The 15516-nt window shown below is 68.2% G+C and carries 30 protein-coding genes and 1 tRNA gene; 12 read left to right on the forward strand and 19 right to left on the reverse strand.

Annotation, left to right across the window (positions count from 1 at the left end; translation table 11 throughout):
* Positions 1 to 2: 2 nt before the first annotated feature.
* Together OG432_RS24230 and OG432_RS24235 are read left to right on the forward strand one after the other, a co-directional pair.
* Positions 3 to 77, forward strand: a tRNA-Val gene (locus OG432_RS24230).
* A 516-nt stretch (positions 78 to 593) separates the two neighbouring features.
* Positions 594 to 824: a helix-turn-helix domain-containing protein gene (locus OG432_RS24235; protein ID WP_328313052.1), complete on the forward strand. Its 231-nt coding sequence runs from the start codon at positions 594 to 596 to the stop codon at positions 822 to 824.
* Positions 825 to 1051: 227 nt separating this feature from the next.
* On the opposite strand, the gene OG432_RS24240 is transcribed toward OG432_RS24235, so the two are convergent.
* Complete coding sequence (locus tag OG432_RS24240; protein WP_328313053.1) at positions 1052 to 1219, reverse strand: hypothetical protein; 168 nt, start codon at positions 1217 to 1219, stop codon at positions 1052 to 1054.
* Complete coding sequence (locus OG432_RS24245) at positions 1216 to 1479, reverse strand: hypothetical protein (RefSeq protein ID WP_328313054.1); 264 nt, start codon at positions 1477 to 1479, stop codon at positions 1216 to 1218. The genes OG432_RS24240 and OG432_RS24245 overlap by 4 nt, the downstream gene beginning before the upstream one ends.
* A 63-nt stretch (positions 1480 to 1542) precedes the next feature.
* On the opposite strand from OG432_RS24245, the gene OG432_RS24250 reads away from it, so the two are divergent.
* Genes OG432_RS24250 through OG432_RS24265 form a run of 4 tightly spaced genes read left to right on the forward strand, consistent with a single transcriptional unit; the run spans position 1543 to position 3864 of the window.
* On the forward strand, positions 1543 to 1989 hold the full coding sequence (locus OG432_RS24250) for a hypothetical protein (RefSeq protein ID WP_328313055.1): 447 nt from the start codon (positions 1543 to 1545) through the stop codon (positions 1987 to 1989).
* A 25-nt stretch (positions 1990 to 2014) separates the two neighbouring features.
* A complete protein-coding gene (locus OG432_RS24255; protein ID WP_328313056.1) occupies positions 2015 to 3352 on the forward strand; it encodes a hypothetical protein in 1338 nt (445 codons plus the stop codon).
* Positions 3353 to 3394: 42 nt separating this feature from the next.
* Positions 3395 to 3577 carry a hypothetical protein gene (locus OG432_RS24260; RefSeq protein ID WP_328313057.1) on the forward strand — a complete coding sequence of 61 codons (183 nt, stop codon included), beginning with the start codon at positions 3395 to 3397 and terminating at the stop codon, positions 3575 to 3577.
* Positions 3578 to 3588: 11 nt separating this feature from the next.
* A complete protein-coding gene (locus OG432_RS24265) occupies positions 3589 to 3864 on the forward strand; it encodes a hypothetical protein (protein WP_328313058.1) in 276 nt (91 codons plus the stop codon).
* Position 3865: 1 nt separating this feature from the next.
* Here OG432_RS24265 and OG432_RS24270 read toward each other — a convergent pair whose 3' ends face one another.
* The 6 genes from OG432_RS24270 to OG432_RS24295 form a co-directional block, all read right to left on the reverse strand.
* Complete coding sequence (locus tag OG432_RS24270; protein WP_328313059.1) at positions 3866 to 4255, reverse strand: DUF6221 family protein; 390 nt, start codon at positions 4253 to 4255, stop codon at positions 3866 to 3868.
* A 9-nt stretch (positions 4256 to 4264) separates the two neighbouring features.
* Positions 4265 to 4444: a hypothetical protein gene (locus OG432_RS24275; RefSeq protein ID WP_328313060.1), complete on the reverse strand. Its 180-nt coding sequence runs from the start codon at positions 4442 to 4444 to the stop codon at positions 4265 to 4267.
* A gap of 22 nt (positions 4445 to 4466) precedes the next feature.
* Positions 4467 to 4853, reverse strand: a complete 387-nt coding sequence (locus tag OG432_RS24280; protein WP_328313061.1) for a DUF7736 domain-containing protein — start codon at positions 4851 to 4853, stop codon at positions 4467 to 4469.
* 133 nt (positions 4854 to 4986) lie between these two features.
* Positions 4987 to 5127, reverse strand: a complete 141-nt coding sequence (locus OG432_RS24285; protein ID WP_328313062.1) for a hypothetical protein — start codon at positions 5125 to 5127, stop codon at positions 4987 to 4989.
* A 122-nt stretch (positions 5128 to 5249) separates the two neighbouring features.
* Positions 5250 to 5540 (reverse strand): hypothetical protein, encoded by a 291-nt coding sequence (locus OG432_RS24290; RefSeq protein WP_328313063.1) that lies wholly within the window; start codon positions 5538 to 5540, stop codon positions 5250 to 5252.
* A gap of 27 nt (positions 5541 to 5567) precedes the next feature.
* Positions 5568 to 5735, reverse strand: coding sequence for a hypothetical protein (locus tag OG432_RS24295; RefSeq protein WP_328313064.1), 168 nt, complete (start codon positions 5733 to 5735; stop codon positions 5568 to 5570).
* Positions 5736 to 5854: 119 nt separating this feature from the next.
* Here OG432_RS24295 and OG432_RS24300 point away from each other — a divergent pair, with 119 nt between their 5' ends.
* The 4 genes from OG432_RS24300 (at position 5855) to OG432_RS24315 (ending at position 7113) form a co-directional block, all read left to right on the forward strand.
* Positions 5855 to 6028, forward strand: coding sequence for a hypothetical protein (locus tag OG432_RS24300; protein WP_328313065.1), 174 nt, complete (start codon positions 5855 to 5857; stop codon positions 6026 to 6028).
* 31 nt (positions 6029 to 6059) lie between these two features.
* Complete coding sequence (locus OG432_RS24305) at positions 6060 to 6392, forward strand: DUF6233 domain-containing protein (RefSeq protein WP_328313066.1); 333 nt, start codon at positions 6060 to 6062, stop codon at positions 6390 to 6392.
* 23 nt (positions 6393 to 6415) lie between these two features.
* Positions 6416 to 6631 carry a hypothetical protein gene (locus tag OG432_RS24310; protein WP_328313067.1) on the forward strand — a complete coding sequence of 72 codons (216 nt, stop codon included), beginning with the start codon at positions 6416 to 6418 and terminating at the stop codon, positions 6629 to 6631.
* Between the two features lie 65 nt (positions 6632 to 6696).
* Positions 6697 to 7113, forward strand: coding sequence for a RapZ C-terminal domain-containing protein (locus OG432_RS24315; RefSeq protein WP_328313068.1), 417 nt, complete (start codon positions 6697 to 6699; stop codon positions 7111 to 7113).
* A gap of 85 nt (positions 7114 to 7198) precedes the next feature.
* On the opposite strand, the gene OG432_RS24320 is transcribed toward OG432_RS24315, so the two are convergent.
* Positions 7199 to 7480 carry a hypothetical protein gene (locus OG432_RS24320; protein WP_328313069.1) on the reverse strand — a complete coding sequence of 94 codons (282 nt, stop codon included), beginning with the start codon at positions 7478 to 7480 and terminating at the stop codon, positions 7199 to 7201.
* Between the two features lie 321 nt (positions 7481 to 7801).
* Here OG432_RS24320 and OG432_RS24325 point away from each other — a divergent pair, with 321 nt between their 5' ends.
* Positions 7802 to 8134, forward strand: coding sequence for a hypothetical protein (locus tag OG432_RS24325; protein ID WP_328313070.1), 333 nt, complete (start codon positions 7802 to 7804; stop codon positions 8132 to 8134).
* A gap of 3 nt (positions 8135 to 8137) precedes the next feature.
* Entirely contained in the window at positions 8138 to 8500 is a 363-nt protein-coding gene (locus tag OG432_RS24330; protein WP_328313071.1) for a hypothetical protein, read from the forward strand.
* Between the two features lie 141 nt (positions 8501 to 8641).
* On the opposite strand, the gene OG432_RS24335 is transcribed toward OG432_RS24330, so the two are convergent.
* The 10 genes from OG432_RS24335 to OG432_RS24375 are packed head-to-tail and all read right to left on the reverse strand — an operon-like array spanning position 8642 to position 15516.
* A complete protein-coding gene (locus tag OG432_RS24335; RefSeq protein ID WP_328313072.1) occupies positions 8642 to 8812 on the reverse strand; it encodes a hypothetical protein in 171 nt (56 codons plus the stop codon).
* On the reverse strand, positions 8772 to 9122 hold the full coding sequence (locus OG432_RS24340) for a putative phage holin (RefSeq protein ID WP_328313073.1): 351 nt from the start codon (positions 9120 to 9122) through the stop codon (positions 8772 to 8774). The genes OG432_RS24335 and OG432_RS24340 overlap by 41 nt, the downstream gene beginning before the upstream one ends.
* Positions 9119 to 9343, reverse strand: a complete 225-nt coding sequence (locus OG432_RS34955) for a DUF7620 family protein (protein WP_443058446.1) — start codon at positions 9341 to 9343, stop codon at positions 9119 to 9121. The genes OG432_RS24340 and OG432_RS34955 overlap by 4 nt, the downstream gene beginning before the upstream one ends.
* A complete protein-coding gene (locus OG432_RS24345) occupies positions 9306 to 9626 on the reverse strand; it encodes a hypothetical protein (RefSeq protein WP_328313074.1) in 321 nt (106 codons plus the stop codon). Before OG432_RS24345 ends, OG432_RS34955 begins: the two co-directional genes overlap by 38 nt.
* Positions 9627 to 9658: 32 nt before the next feature.
* Positions 9659 to 10021, reverse strand: coding sequence for a hypothetical protein (locus tag OG432_RS24350; RefSeq protein WP_328313075.1), 363 nt, complete (start codon positions 10019 to 10021; stop codon positions 9659 to 9661).
* A 10-nt stretch (positions 10022 to 10031) separates the two neighbouring features.
* A complete protein-coding gene (locus OG432_RS24355; protein WP_328313076.1) occupies positions 10032 to 10883 on the reverse strand; it encodes a glycoside hydrolase family 25 protein in 852 nt (283 codons plus the stop codon).
* 9 nt (positions 10884 to 10892) lie between these two features.
* Positions 10893 to 11564 (reverse strand): hypothetical protein, encoded by a 672-nt coding sequence (locus OG432_RS24360; protein ID WP_328313077.1) that lies wholly within the window; start codon positions 11562 to 11564, stop codon positions 10893 to 10895.
* A gap of 12 nt (positions 11565 to 11576) precedes the next feature.
* Complete coding sequence (locus tag OG432_RS24365) at positions 11577 to 12182, reverse strand: hypothetical protein (protein WP_328313078.1); 606 nt, start codon at positions 12180 to 12182, stop codon at positions 11577 to 11579.
* Positions 12179 to 13270 carry a DUF5047 domain-containing protein gene (locus OG432_RS24370; protein WP_328313079.1) on the reverse strand — a complete coding sequence of 364 codons (1092 nt, stop codon included), beginning with the start codon at positions 13268 to 13270 and terminating at the stop codon, positions 12179 to 12181. The genes OG432_RS24365 and OG432_RS24370 overlap by 4 nt, the downstream gene beginning before the upstream one ends.
* Positions 13270 to 15516, reverse strand: a complete 2247-nt coding sequence (locus tag OG432_RS24375) for a hypothetical protein (RefSeq protein WP_328313080.1) — start codon at positions 15514 to 15516, stop codon at positions 13270 to 13272. The genes OG432_RS24370 and OG432_RS24375 overlap by 1 nt, the downstream gene beginning before the upstream one ends.

A 15516-nucleotide genomic window follows, 5' to 3' on the forward strand; every position in this document is an offset into this window, starting at 1 on the left:
ACGGGTGTGTAGCTCAGGGGTAGAGCGCTGCTCTTACAAAGCAGATGTCGGCGGTTCGAAACCGTCCACGCCCACCAGATGACAGGCGGCGTCGGCTGCTTGAGGCCCAGGTCGTCGCGTTGCACGACCTGGGCCTCAGTCGTTTCTGAACGTTCTGACTACGCGTCAACCCAGTCTCGCTACAGTCCTACTACGAGACCCCGGCTCCTAAATATCTCCTAACGGATCTTCACCGTTGCCGCAGCTCAGGGCACACCAGCGGCGGCCCCCCTCCCTGTGATGGAGGGGGGCCGCCTTGTGTGCCGCGAGACGCTTACTACAGGGCCACCTGTGCGGCATCTCGCGGCAGCTTGTGGAGGTGTGACTGTTCTCCTTGCCTAACGGTTACCTGGTCACACCGTTGTTCACACGATCGAGTGAACAAGCATTCGAATTACGGACACTACCCGCAGCCCTGCGGCATATGCCGGTGCGCCGCAGGGCTGTGCGAGCGGGGCGCCCCGGGAGGGGTCGGACCTCAGTCTCGTTTCATGATCATAAAAAGCCTCAAAGTAGCTGCTGACTTATGATCTTGATCGGTCGAGCGTTTGGGAGTGCTCGCCGATCAGCCCGACTGGATCTCTACCGCTCGACAGCGGCTGGGCCGGCGTATCCGAGACGCACGCATGGACGCGGATCTAACCCAAGAGGAGCTCGCTGAGCGGGCTCGGATTGACCGATCGACGATCCAGCGGATCGAGCTGGGTCAGAACGACGCACGTTTCAGTCACCTCCTGATGATCAGCGAGGCCATCCGCGTACCGCTGCGGGACCTCATGCCATGACCGGCGGGGGCTGGGCCGGATACGTGAGTGAACCATCCGTTTCCGGCTAGCGGAAGCGGATTGCACATACACGCACGTGCTGTTTCTTGCAGTGGACACTCACCCTGCCGTGCCCGGACCTGCAAGGGAAGGGTGCGCGCGCATATATGCACAACTCGCAGGTGCGCTTCCATCACACCCCGTGTGTTCCCGTGACCGCTCGTCAATCCGTGGCCTGAGCTGCGGGGTTACCGTCGCGGAGCGCGACAGGCCGGATCGCCCTTGACGTGCCGGTAGTTGTCCGGGCGGGCCCCGCTCATCGAGGCGCCGGCCTCGGTCTCTCGGATCCTGATGGCGGCGCCCTCGATCGGGCGGTCGCAGTAGAGGCAGAACTTGATGCGGCTCATCGCGGTCATGAGGCTCGCCTCCTGGGTCCGGTCTGGACGGGTACGAGAAGGAGGTGGGCGATGCGCTCGGCGCAGCCGGCCTCATGGCCGCGCTCGCCGATTTCGTAGCCGAAGCTGGTGACGTAGCGGTCGCCTTCCGTGGCAATGTTCTCGGTGAGCATCTCGTGGAGGGGGTTGGCCGCCTGCAGGGTGGTCTCGCTGTCGGTGAGGTCGACGGTGAGGCCGCGGTCCTGGAGGTGGCCTGCGAGTTTCTGCAGGTCGGTGTCCATGCAGGAATGATCTCAACGGGGAGGTCTGGGCGGGATAGGACACCCTATGACACGGAGTTGATCATGCGGACGGTGGCGATCACGGGCACGCGCAAGACCGGGCACCGCAGCCTGGACGAGTACGCCGGCTTGTTCGCGGCGTACCTCCGGCCGTTTGCCGACAGCCACTTCTACATCGGCGGGGCCAGCGGCATTGACTCCATGACCTTGCTGTGGCTCGCGGGCAACACCAGTGCCCAGCTCACTGTCGTCGCTCCCGGCACCGTCGACCAGCAGCCGGCCGATGCCCGCCAGGCCATCGCCCGGACCAGGGACCGCATCAAGGAGATCGTCGAGCTCAAGGCCGGCGAGCTCCGCACCCCCGCCTACCATGCCCGGAACCGGTGGATGGTCGACCACGCGTCCATGGCCATCGGATTCCCGAACGCCCAAGACCCGACGGGCGGGACGTGGCAGACCCTCAACTACACGGCGGAGCAGAGGAAACCACGGCTGATCGTGCCCGTGTAAGCGGGATTTGCGCCACGATGGCCTGATGGACGAGAGAGCGGCCGGCGCGACAACCCTGAAACGGCTGCGCCAGCGCCGCGGCCTGTCCCTCGCCGACACCGCGCGCGCCCTGATCGCGATCGCCCGGCGAATCGGCCAGCCCGGAGCGTCCCTGCCCACGGTGGCCGGGCTGCAACGGTCCGTCTCACGCTGGGAGTCGACGAAGCCGACGCTGCCGGACGCGCGACACCAGCTGCTCCTCGCCCACCTGTACGGCCGCACCCCGGCCGGGTCGATCGCCCTTGGCGCCGGCTCGGACTTCGCCGAGCTACTAGACGCGCTCACTCATCTCGGCGAGGGTGCGGGCCAGGTGGCTGAGCTGCGGTCGATGCTGGTGCGGACGGCCACCGATCAGGGCGGCGGGATGCTGGCCTTGCTGTCCACGGGCGCGCAGGCCGGTCTCGCTGCGGCCATCGCCGATCCGTCCCGCGTTGACGACGATCTGGTGGCCGGGCTGTCGACGGTCGTCTCGGATGTCAACGCGCAGGTCGGCAGCCTGCCTTTCGTGCGCCTGCAGCTTCTCCTCGCCCCGACGCTGGAGGCCTGCCGCCAACTCGCCGTCGGCCCCGTCCCTGAGCCGCTGCTCCCCCGCCTGCGGGGCGTGTCGGTGGCCGCGCACACGCTGGCCGGACGGTTGGCGTTCGAGACCCGCGACGATGCCGCCTCCCGCGGCCTGTACGCGACGGCGACCCGGGAGGCTGGGCTGCTGGACCCGTGGCGGCGGGCCACGGTCCACATGAGCCACGCTCTGACCACGCTGTATTCGACGCAGGGCCTCGACGGCGCCCGAACGTTGGTGGACGACGCGGTGCGGGACGCCCGTACCGGGGGCAGCGTTGTCGTGCGGGCCCGTGCCCACGCACTGCAGGCGGAGATCGCGGCTCGGGCGGGTGAGGAGCGGCAGGCGCAGGCCGCTCTGGGGCTGGCCTGGTACGACTTGGAGCGTGACCACCAGGGCGACCCGTCGGCAAGCAGTTTCAGCCCGGGACATCTGCGCGGGTTCGAGGGCGTCTGTGAGCTATACGTCGGCGACGCCGCCTTGGCCCACGACCGCTTCGCTGCCGCGGCCGGCGCCTTGTCGGCACCTAGGGAGCAGGTGCAGCGCGCGATCGCGGCGACGGATCAGGCGCTGGCCAGGATCCGGCTGGATGACCCGCGGTCGGCGGCTGAGCTGTTGCACGAGTGCGTGCTGGCCGCGGCATCAACTGGGGGCCGGGTGCCGGCGATTCGGCTTCGGCGGGCTCGTCGGGAACTACGGCCGTGGCGGCGCGAGGACTGGGTTGCCGACCTTGATGATCATCTGATGGACGTGCTCGGTTCCTGACGGGGCAGTCCGATTGTCAGTGCCCGGCAGTAGCCTTGATCCATGCCTACTACACCTGCCACCCCGCGTCCCTCCGCGCGCCCCGCGTCGGTGGTCAACGCCGAGATCCGTGGGCTCGTCGAGGCCGGCGGGCTCGGGTCGGACGAGTACGAGCTGCTGCTCGTCGAGTGGGAGGCCGCGGTGCGGTCGGAGGGCCTGCGCAGCGACGTGACGAAGGCGGCATAGGATCCAGCCTCGTGGCTGAGACTGATATCCCCGAGACCCCTGAGCAGGCGCGCGAGACGGCGCGTCAGGCCGACCATGCGCGGCTGGTAGAGCTGAAACGATCCGCCGAAGCCGCCCGCGCCGAGGTGCAGGCGGGCGCCTACTACGAGGGCGCGTGGGATCCGTGGCGGAAGCTCGCCGAGGAGTACCAGGTCGAGCTGACCGCGCACGTCAAGGAGTACGGCGGCAACCGGTACGAGGTGGAGAAGAGCGTCTGGGCCGCCCTCCATGAGGCTGAGGCCGCCTGAGCTACGGCCGCCATCCCTCGCGGTAGTCCGGGTGGTCGCTGTATGGCTGGGCAAGGAGACGGACTGTACGGCGCAGGGTGTTCACCGCTCCGGTCATCAGGTCGTGTGGCACCGTGCCCGCCTCAGCCTTGCTCAGTGAGAACTCGGCCTGCTCCAGGTCGCGGAGGATCTGCCGCTTGGCCTCGATCTCGGCGAGGACGCGGGCCGGGTCGTGGCGGGCGATGTGCCGTGCCTGCCCCACCGTTAGTTTTCCGCTCTTGTCGTACAGCATGATGTCTTCGGGCGGGCCGTCGTCTTGTGTCCATCGGCCGCTGGTTTCGCCCTTGGCGCCGAGCGCTGCCGATTCGGCATCGTCGTAGCGGTCGCGCAGGAACTGCACGAGGTCGTCCATGGTCGTCTCCTATAGCGAGGACTGGAACGCGGACGCGGACGGCACGGTGTCGGCGGCCGTGGTGACGCGGTCGAGGTTGGCGGGGATGCGTCCGGCGTGCTGGGCTGCGGCCCGTGCGGCGAGCGGGATCCGGCGGGTGGCCTGCGGGGCGGCGGCGGGCCGCGCGGCGGCCGAGACGAGCGTGGTCATGGCTCATTGTGCATGGCGCCGGTTACGGAGTCTGACCCTTGCCGAATCCGTCGATCCGCCACACCTTGTCGGCGCCGACCTGGTCGGCCGCATCCTCGATCGGGTCTCGGTAGGTCCACTCGGCGAGCGGTGCGACCTCCAGCTTGTCGCCGTGGACCCGTTCGGCCTCGACGAGCCAGGCGTACAAGTCCTCGCGACCGATATCGGCGGGCGGCTGCAGTGTGCTCAGGAACGGGTGCTGCGCGGTAAGTGCCGGGATGCAGGCGTCAGCAACGGCCGAGAGCTGGTGGGTGTATACGTCCTGGCCGGTCATGTGCCGGAGCAGGTCGTACAGGCCGTCCATGTGGCGGTGGGACAGCATCCGGTCCGTTGTGATGGTCAGGACGTCGGCGAGAGGGATCAAGGCCATACGGTCCTCCAGCTATGGCAGTGCCCCGTCGCGAGCGCTGTCTCGCGACGGGGCTTCCAGCAACAAGCTCAGCAGTACTAGGCGTTGTTGATGCGATCCACGGTACCGGCGGGCACTGACAACGGCGGGCGGGTCAGTCGTCGTATCCGGGCTCGATCTCGCCGTCGTCGCAGCAGTCGGCCAACTCGCCGTCGACCTCGTCCCCACAGCCGTTGCACCACCAGTAGACCGGGGTGCGGTCGTCGACTGCGGGCTCGTTCGCGCTGTCGTTCATGGTCCCTCCTCGGGATGTGGAGCAGCAGGATACGGGCGGGCGCCCCGCGTGGGCGGGGTACGGTACGGGCGGTGCCCCGGCTGCTTTCCTCAGCCGGGGCACCACTACGTTCAAAACCTCGGTCACCGGGCGACCGGCATCTGGCAGGTGCGGCAGCCGACCTTCCGGCCCGCGAAGAACAGCGGGGCGTACACGTGAGGACGAAACTCAGCATCCGCCACAGGCGCGTCGTCCGGCCGCGCTGTCAGGGACGCTCGGCCGTCATAGGAAACGCACTGCACGACGACGACCGTGAAGACGCCGAACGGTTGCATGCCGCCATGTACGGCCAAGTCGTGCCCGATGTGGTGGACCAAGGCCTCGTGGTAGTCGCCCGGCGTGGTCGGGCTGGGGCGCACGACGGTGGTGAGCATAGGGATTCCTCCTTGATGGATGGGGGGTCACCGGGACCCGGAAAGCCTGCTGAGCGCCTCACGGTCAATCAGGCCCGCAGCGAGGAGAGCGCGGGCCGCGTTGTAGTGAGGGGGGTTACTGGCGGGTGTGTGCTCTTCGTTGTGAATGAACTCGGCGAGACTGCGCTCCAGATCTTTCTCGGTTACCTCTTCCATGACCTCTCCCTGCTTGTCGCCGGTTTCTGTTTAACAAGAATCGCGCAAGCCGCCCCCCTTGTCAACCCGTACATGCAGATGGATGCTAGATTCTGTTAAACACTTACCTAGGGGGAGCGATGGGACGACCCGCCACCGGACAGACCAAGGTCATGGGCTTCCGACCGCCGAAGCCGCTGCGCGACGAGTTCGAAGCGCTCGCCAAGTCCGAGGAGCGCTCGCCCTCCGACGCGCTCGTTGAGGCCATGCATGACTGGGTCAAGAAGAAGCGGCGCGAACGGACCGCCGAGTAGGAGCAGCCCGAAGCGCCGTAGACTCGAACACGTGTCCGAACAGCCGTCTCGTCTCACCCAGCTCCACTTCCTGCGCCGCTACCTGCTCCAGGAGCTCGCCCGGGTCGACGGCTGGATCGCGCGCGAGGAGGAACGCGCTGCCGCCATGGCCCGCAAGGCGCCCCCGCCCCCACCGGACTGGGTGATCTCCACCATGAGCAGTGGCCGCGGGGCCCTACCGCAGGGCGTCCACACGGGCACCTGCGGCATGGCCCCCGGAGCCCGACGGCCCATCACCCGCGAGCAGGCCCTCGCCGCGCTCAGCGAAGGGATCCCGGCCTGCGAGTTCTGCCGGCCCGACACCGGGCTCGGCTGGCTGGAGTGAGCCGGCCGCCGCACCCTGGATCCATGGCCGATCGCCGGATCATCGTCGTCTATCCGCCCGACGAGCAGGGCGCTCGCCGCGTGCGCATCGACGGCACGATCCTCGGCCGGGCCACCGACCTGCACGACCTCGTCATCTGGCTCCGCCGGGCCGGGCTGGATGTCGACGACCTTGATGTCGTCCGGTCGCCGCTCATCGAATGGCGCGGCGGCGGGCCGGACTTCTGGGAGGCGGAATGAGCCAACCACAAACGTGAAACATGCAACTCCCCTACCGCCGCCCGAGTTGCGGGATGGTGTCCGGCATGGAATCCACCGAGAACACAGGCTTCGTTCAGGTAGTCATCCAGACCATCGGCACCCTGCACCCGGGCGCGATCGACCTCATCGGCGACGGCCTCTTCTACGACCTCAGCGACAAGCTGCGGAACCCCCACGAGGACCCGGCGATGCGCCACAAGACCGGGCTGGACCGGGAGGTGTACCAGCACGTGATCAACACCCCGGGAGCAGACCCGTTGATCAACCGCATCGTCACCGAAACGCAAGCCCTCATCGCCCAGCGCTCCGAAAACCTCCAGCTCACCCACGTGACGATCGCGTGCCGCGGGGGACGCCACAGGTCGGTGGCCATCGCGGAAATCGCGGCACAGTACCTGCGTGCCGAGGGAGCCGGCGTCGAGATCGAGCACCGGCACATCGAGCAGCCCGTAGTGCAGTAAGGACACCCCGCAGCGCGAGTACCGGCCGCTTGAACCCTCCCGAAGGGGGACAGGCTCGTCGGCGCGGTGGACCCGCGGCGTAGGGCTACGTGGCGTCGGATCCGGATCGTCGGCGCAAGACGCTGCGCAGTCGACGCGCGGCGTGGCGTCCGCCGCTCTTCCACCACTGCCAGCTGAAGTACACGGTGACTGCTGCCGTGATCGCGGCCCATGCGGTCTCACCGGAGAGGGCCCTCTCGGTGCAGACGAGGGACAAGGTGACGGTCACGGCGGCATACGAGCGGAACGCCGTGATCCACCCTGCTTGGGCGGCTCCTGCGATGCTCAAGGCGATGCATACGGCGATGTCGGCCAGGAGCGTGTTCATGGTGGGCCCCCAAGGGCGGGATGCGGCGGCAGTCACGGTGCCGGGCGATGCCGTGGGCGTGGTCGTCTCTGAGATCGCCGCCGGCGCTGGTGTGGACCCCCGCAGTGGCGGGGAAGTCGTGCAGCTCGGCAGGAGGCCAAGACCCTGTTCGCGGTAAACCCCGCAGCGGCGGGGAGCTTTCACCGTAGCGCGGGTGCCGCTCGGCCGTGGCGGGTTCGCCAGTTAGGGCCTGAGCCTGTTTCTAAGTCTGTAGACACGACTACAATCAAGCTGTAGAGTGGTCTACAGAAGGGGCGAGGGTCGCACCCAGGAGAGGCCGCCATGCTGACGATCACCACACGCGCCGGCGATTACTACGGCGACGGCAGCAGCAATCACATCTGGGAGACCCGCGACGCCGACGGTGAACTCATCGCGGAGCTCTACATCTCCACCGACCGCAACGAGATCATGAACATCGAGGTCAATGAGGACCACCGCGGCGAAGGCCACGCCCGCGCCCTCTATCAGGCCGCCAGCTCGCAGATCCCCGTCTTCCATGCACCCGTCGCCCACCGCACCGCCGAGGGCAACGCCTTCGCAGAGGCCGTAGGCGGCGAAACCGTCGCCGCTTACCCCTGCGACTGCCACGCCTGCAACTTCACTGAGGAGTGACACATGCAGCGCTATGAACTCGAAGCCTGGCTCGGCGACGACCACGGCCTCACCGACGACCAGATCGACGAACTCCTGCGCACCGCCGACGACATCGCGGAGCGCTACCCCGATGAGGACGACAAAGACGACCGCGAAGCCTCCCTTACTGCCGCCTACCGGCTCATGACCGAATCGTCCGAAGAACTCATCGCGGAACTCGCCAACGAGCGCGCCAACGCCCGCCTGGCAGAGCGGAAGGCCTTTGTCGGGCTGCGCCAGATCGCCGTCACCCGCATCAACAACGATGACGCCACTGAGGCCGGGTTCGCGAAGCAGGCAGGCATCGACCGCATGACCGTCCGCAAGTGGCTCGGGAAGCGCTAGCTACTCGTATTCAAGACGGACGCCTCTGACCCACCGTTGCAGCGGGGCCCGGCCAAGGGGGCGCTCAGGCCAGTGAGGTGCAGTCCCGGAGCCCAATATGGCAGCAGGAAGCCCCCGCCGCCCGAAGGCGGCGGGGGAAGGTCAGTCCGGGTCGGGCGCGGGCGGAAGGTCGGGCTCCAGGAACAGTCCCTCGTACTCGGGCGGCGGGGGTTCGGGCTGGGGGTCGAGGACGCCGATGTCGACGAGCGTGCCGGCGTCCGCCGCGCCCGTGTCAGGCGGCGGGGGAAGCTGGCGAGGAGGACGAGTCGGCATCGGCGGTCTCCTTTCGGCGCTGCACGCGCAGCACCATGCGTGTCGCCTGGACCAGTAGGACGGCGACGACCAGCAGCAGGGCGGTACGGATGAGCCGCAGGATGGCGGCTGGGGCCCCGTCCGTGCCGGTGATCGTGATCAGGACGGTGTACAGGCCGAGGCCGCCGATGGCCCCGGCGAACGTCATCAGATACCAGCCGACCGGCGTGGACCTCCAAGCCGCCTTGCGGTGGTAGGTCACGACGAACACGCCCGCGCACAGGACGATCAGGGCCGATACGGAGACGTTGGCGAGTTCTGCGCAGGTCATGGGGCGCCTCCCTCGACAGCGCGGCGGAACAGTTCGGCAAAGTGGTTGCGTTCGCGGGCCGCCCGCAGCCGTGCGGCGGCCTCGCTGACCTGTGGTTGCCGTTCCTCTGCCGCCCGCTTGTCGTTCTCGGCGCGGGCCAGTGCGTGCGTCGCCGCCTGCTGGCCCGGGGTGGATGTGCGGCGATCATGACGGTGGAGTAGGGACCTGATCCAATGGATCACTGGCGGCCACCTCCTCCTGCCGTGCGGTGACCTTGGGAAGCGCGGTCAGGACCCGGTCGGCGGTACGGGACAGTTCCAGCAGCTCATCAACCTGCTCCCGCTCCAGTCTTCGCGCCTCCTCCGACGAGGAGTGCGCCGCCCGCCATGTGTCGCGTTCCTCTCTGACGTCGTCGTAGGTGCGCCGTGGGATGAGGCGGCCGGTCAGCACCATCAGGACGACGAGCGCCAGCAGGGCGACAGCGCCGCCCTGGGTGACGTTGATGCCGAGCAGGTCACCGCTCACAGGACGCCTCCTCGTGACGTGCAGGATCTCAATCAGACCGCCGACGGCCCGGCCGGCTCGATCGGAGCCTTCTCGATGGCCGGGGAGACCTGGCCGCGGGTCAGGAACACGAGCACCGACAGGACGACCGCGTTGAGCGAACCGACCGTCTCGGGTGCCACGTTGAAGTGGTACGCGGCGAGGAGCGCGACACCGGCGCCGATCACACCAGTGAACGCGGCCGGGGCGATCGGCCGGGTCATGGCGGCTGTGACCGCAGCGAACAGGGCGGTGATCAGGGCGACGATCGCGCCGGACTGGTCGGTCGTCAGGCCCACCCCGAACGTCACGATCAGGGACAGGACAGCGGAGATGATGCCGATGATGACGGCGGGTTCACGTCCGAAGATTCTCATGGATGATCCTTCAGCTTTCGAGGCGCTTGGCCTGGACGTCAGCGACCGCGTTGGCGATCGCCGTGATCTGGTCCGGGGTGAGCCCGGTCGTCTTCAGCGAGGCAACGGTGTCGGCGAGGGTGTCGACCTTCTTACTCACCGCGGCGACGCCTGCCGATGCGGCCGCAGCCTGCGATGCGGCGTTGGCGACGGTCTGGTGGATGTCGGGCTTGTCGCCGTGCGAGTAGCCCCAGATCTTGACTACGTCGGCGTCGCTGAGCGGCATGTCGTCCTCCTGTTGGGGTTGTGTTCCGAGCGCCCACGAGCGGAGCGCGCCGGCGTCGAGGTGGCAGTAGTCCTTGTCCACGGTGGAAGCGCTGTACTGGTGGAACAGCCACGGCGCTTGAATGCCGGGATCCCCGGCGGCGCGGCCGGCGGTGGCGATCCACAGGAAGTCGCCGTAGTAGCCGGTCTTGTCGACGTTCCGCCAGTAGTCGACGTTGGCGTACATGCCGACCCTGTTGTTGGGGAGCTTCGCCTTCACGTACCGCAGCCACGCGTCCTTGTACGCGGCCTGCGTGGACTTGGGGACGCTCTTGTTGGCGTCGTCGTAGCCCTCCCAGTCGAGGACCACGAGGTCGCCCGGCTTCCACGCGACTTGCTTCAGGAAGTAGTCGGCTTCCTTCTGCGGGCTGTTCGACATGTGCGGGTAGTAGTACGCGCCCCACACCAGCCCGTTGGCCTTGGCGTGGTCGCGCTGCTGCGACCAGCGGGGGTTGATGTACGAGAGCCCTTCGGCGACCTTCACGAAGACGAAGGAGAGACCGCTCGTACTCGGTGCCGTCGACTGGTACGAAGCCCAGTCCTGGCCGTAGATGCCCACTTCAGCCTCCTAGGCGATGGCGTTCGAGATGCGGTTCATGCCGACGCCGATGGCGACATTGAGGGAGCCGCCACTGTTCTGGTTGGCGCAGACCTCCAGGTACTGGCCGGCCGCGGTGAAGATGACGGTTCCCGAGGCGCTGGCCGCGGCGTTGCCGTTGGAGCCGCGCGCGATGGAGAACCTCGCCGTGTTCGAGCCGACGCCGGACCCGTTGAGACGGACTTCGGCGCGACCGTCTGCCGATCCGAGAAGACCGGGCCACACGATCGCGCCCATCACCGCGTAGGTTCCGGGGGTGGTGGCGACGAGCCGTGTCGGCTGCCCGGCGGACCACATGCCGGGCTGGTTCGCCGAGATCTGCGCACCCAAGTTGAGGGCGGTGTAGGCGCTTGGGCTGGTGGTCAGCGTGACGGACCCGTTGTACGTCTGGACCTGCGGCGCCTCATACGTCAGCCACTGCGTGCCGTCGTAGTACGTCATGGTGTTGGTGTCCTGCAGCCAGCACTGCATGCCCTCGACGGGTGAGCCGATGGCCGCGTTGCGGGCGGACGCGGACGCGAACCGCAGGATCGTCCGCTGCGTCAGCGCGTTGATCGTCGAGGACACGGCCGCTTCGATGTTCGGGGCGTCCGTCAGCGACGGTATGGAGATGCTCTGGCCGTAGTTGTCGGTGGTGGCCACGCGGCCCCCTTCCTAGGTGAGCCGGATCCGGGCGACGTCGAGCGCGGCCCAGGATGCGGTGCCGGTGAAGTCGGAGATCTGGATGTCGCCAGACGGGAAAATGTCGAGGACCGCGAACAAACTCGTATTGATCTCGGTCGCGAACCTGCACTTCGAGACGGGCCGGGCGGCAGCCGGCAGGTTCGCGATGACGGAGGCGCTCGTCGTCGACGCGGGGGCTTTCGCGAGGCCGCACAGCGACACCGTGCCGTCCCCGTTGATCCGGTACGCGGGCGAGTAGTACGGCGAGCCCCACGCCGACCAGGTCCCGGAGAACGTCAGCGGCTGCCACGTCCCGGCGGTGGTGGTCGGCGCGATCCGGCCGCTGGTGAACCAGTTCCCGGCGCTGGAGACCGTGACGACGATCGTGTCGCCGACAGTCGGGGTGGCGTACATGTCGCTGCGCCGGACCGTGATCCCGTCGGTGGTGATGATCGTGCCGTCGGTGTTGACCGTCGCGACGACGGCGAGGCGCCAGTCCGCGCCGCGCACGGCCGGAGTGGTCGCCCCTGCCGCTTGCGCCTGCTGGAACAGGGCATCGGAAAGGCCCGCGACGACAGCTTGTCGGGATGTGGTCACGTGCCCTCCTTCGCGGAGATCGTCTGCATGGCGAAGACGGTGCTCGTGTCCAGCGGAACCGGGAAGCTCTGGATCTGGTGCAGCTCTTTGGAGCCGTCCGGGTAGACGACGCGGATCACGTCGCCGGGCTCCAGGGCCGGGTTGGGCAGGCTCGACAGGTCAGCCGTCGCGTTCGGCGCCTTCGCCGCCGCGAGCTTCAGGCCGGCCGCGGCTCCGGCCTGCACAGAGTTGATGAGCGTCGACGAGGTGTAGAAGAGCGGCCGCCTGCCGAACGGGCCGCCCCAGTACGTGGGCGATGTCGGGTCGGAGTCGGTGACCAGCGCCGAGACGGGGGCGACGCCCGACTCGGTGTTCTCGCCGCGGGCCAGCACGGCGTTGTATACCTTGTCGGCCGACATGGAGCGGTTCGCCGACACGTAGACGCCTCCCTCACCTGCGGCGACGGTCCAGACTGGCATGGTCGTGTTGATGTCCGGCAGGGTGGCGATGATGAACGTTCCGTCGGCGTCGGCGTAGACCTCGGCGCCCATAGCCGCGGCGATCTCAGCGACCGATGCCATGGGGTCGGAGGCGATGTCCCAGGTCCGCGGGCCGATCGTGGTGTCCGTGGCCCGGTTGATGACGGACGCCGCCGGTATCGACCGCTGGATCAGTGCGGTGATCGCGGAGACCGCCGAGCCCGTCGCCTTGTACGGGACGGTGAACTGGTCATCCTGGACCACACACTCCAGGCTCTTCCCGGCGAGCGTGACCGGGCCTTCGTCGACGTCACCGCCGATCGAGTCGATCCGGAACAACCCGAGCGGCACGAGCTCAGACGTCCCATCGGCGTAGGTCACGCCCCGACTGATCCGGAGCTGGGCCCCGTACACATTGAGCGAGGCCTTCGCGGTGCGTGGGATGAGGCTGGTGTCGGCGATAGTCACTGAGCAGGTCCGGCGGGTGACGCTGCCTCGGTCGACGGTCACCGACCCGCCGGAGATGTCCAGCGACTGGGTGCCGCCGTCCGCCGTGAACAAGAGCGCGGTGGTGACCGGGGCATACGATTCGGCGAGCGCGGCCAGGAATCGCGCGGAGACGCTGTACATCAGCCTCCCACCCGCCGGTTGAGGCGGACGTCCTCCCAGGTGTCGAACGCGGCGAGGACATCGCCCCAGGTCGCGAACTCGGAGAGGATGTCCTGCCAGGTTCGGCCAGCAGATCCGGCGACGCCGAGCGTGACCGGCATATCGACCTGGGTCAGGGGCAGCGTCCAGGTGCGGATCGGGTCCGTGGCGGCGCCGGCGCCGCGGGCCTCGGTGACCTGGCCGACCATGACGTACATGTCCGAGACGCCGTACCCGGGAGTCGCCTGCCACAGCAGGACCGTCCCGTCGTCCAGCAGCCAGTGCAGCGCGGCCCGGTCGGCGTCAGTCTGGGTGAACACCACGAGGTCCCCGGCGAGGCCGCCCCGGACGTCGGAGAGGATCACCGGGTTGCGGCGGCCCCGGACGTGGATCTCGGACTGGGTCGCGGGCCGCTGCCAGTCCGGGGCTTTGGCGACCATGACTTTGAGGTTCTTCTGTGGGTTGGCGGGGTTCTTCAGCCACGCGTACTGCGCGTTCCCGGCGTCGAGGGTGACGCTGTTGGAGGTGCGCTGCTCGACCAGGGCGCCGGTGCTGTCGCGGGTCTCGACGTAGTAGAAGACGGGCGTGCCGAGCGGCGCCTCGTAGTCCTCGATGACCAGCTCCGCGCCGGTGATGAGCTGCCCTTGAATGAGGCCCGTGCTGCCGCGCACCAGGGTGCGGGAGGCGTCGGGGAGCTGCCGCCACACGCTGATGTAGTCGCCGATGGACAGCTCGCGCATGGTCAGGGTGATGGAGGCGCTGCCGTCGTCACCGTCCGCCTCGATCTCGGCGAGGCTCGGCCACAGGCTGATCTGGTCGAGACGCAGCACCGAGCTGGTGGCCGTCGCGGTCAGCGTGTACTCAACGGCCGCCTGTGTCGCATTCGCTGGCGCGGTGAAGCTGTCGGTGGTCTGCCACCAGCCCGGCGTGGGCGCCGCGGCCGACGAGGACGCCGTGAGACCGAGGTCGGTGTTGGTGGCGCTGTACCAACGAACTCCACGAGTCCAGGTCCAGCCGCCCGCGCTGACGTTGGAGTCGACCTCCAGCCGGAAGCCTCTGCCGCCGGAACCGGTGGGCAGTGGAAACTTGGCTGAGCGGATGACGCTGGTGGTGGCGGTGGAGGAGGTGATGGTGCCCGCGTAGGCGCCGCCGAAGAAGAAAGTCCCCCACGGCGTGGCCCGGCTGACGACGGCGACACCGGATGCGGTGGTCCAGCCCGCGACGCCCTGCTCGAAGCTGAAGTCGGCGTAGGGCACCACGCTTCCGGCGTGGATTTTCGGCGCCGGGGTGATGACGACGCCGTCGGTGCGGACGACTTGGGCGGCCGTGCCCGACGTGATGCCGATGGCTACGTCGACCGAGGCCGTGTTCGCCGGGGCCGTGTCGGAGACGAACTGCCGGTACCAGCCGGTCCCTGGCGCCGCGAGGGTTGACCTGGTCGCCTGCAGCTGGGTGCCGGCGGCGTTCTGGAAGCGCAGCTCGATCCAGCACGTCGAAGCCGACGTTGGGGGGTTGATGTAGGCGTAGGCCAGATACTCCTGGCCCGCGGCGGCGGGCGGCCAGTCCGTGGTGCGGCACGCGGCGTTGCCGGTCGCGGCGACCGTCATTGCCAGCACCTGGCCACCGGCCAGGTAATTGTCGACGGCCCACGACACCATCGGCGTCTGGAGACTGATCGAGCAGTTGCTTTCGCTGATCCAGTCGCCGATCCCGCGTTCCATGGTCTCGGTGCTGAAGGCGAGCATGTTGCCGGTGGTGCGGATGGGGAATCCGAGGTAGACGTTTTCGAAGTAGCCGATGACCCCGGCTGCGGCCGGGGTCATGACCGAGACGACGACCTGCGCCTGTGTCGCATTGGTAGGCGGGATGGCGGCGACGCCGATGCGGTGCCACGTCGCCGACGCCGATGCCGTGGTCACCGACCACGAGATGCTGATCTCCGTGTTCGTGGAGGTCAGCCAGCGGATCCCGATGCGTTCCGGCATGGTCGCGCCGGACGCGTCGGCGAACGCCTGGTACTCGAAGCCCATGTTGGCGATCACCGGGTACGCGGCGACCGTCCGGGCCTGCATTTCGCCCGACGCCAGCGACGTCAACTTGAGCGCCCCGTCGCCGTTCCGGCCGCCCGACCCGAGCGAGATCGAGCAGTTCGTCTTGGCGACCCAGCCGGACGTGTTCGGGTCGATGGACTCGGTGACCGCTGACAGGAAGTTGCCGGGAATCGCCAT

The sequence above is a fragment of the Streptomyces sp. NBC_00442 genome, assembly GCF_036014195.1.
GTDB lineage: Bacteria > Actinomycetota > Actinomycetes > Streptomycetales > Streptomycetaceae > Streptomyces.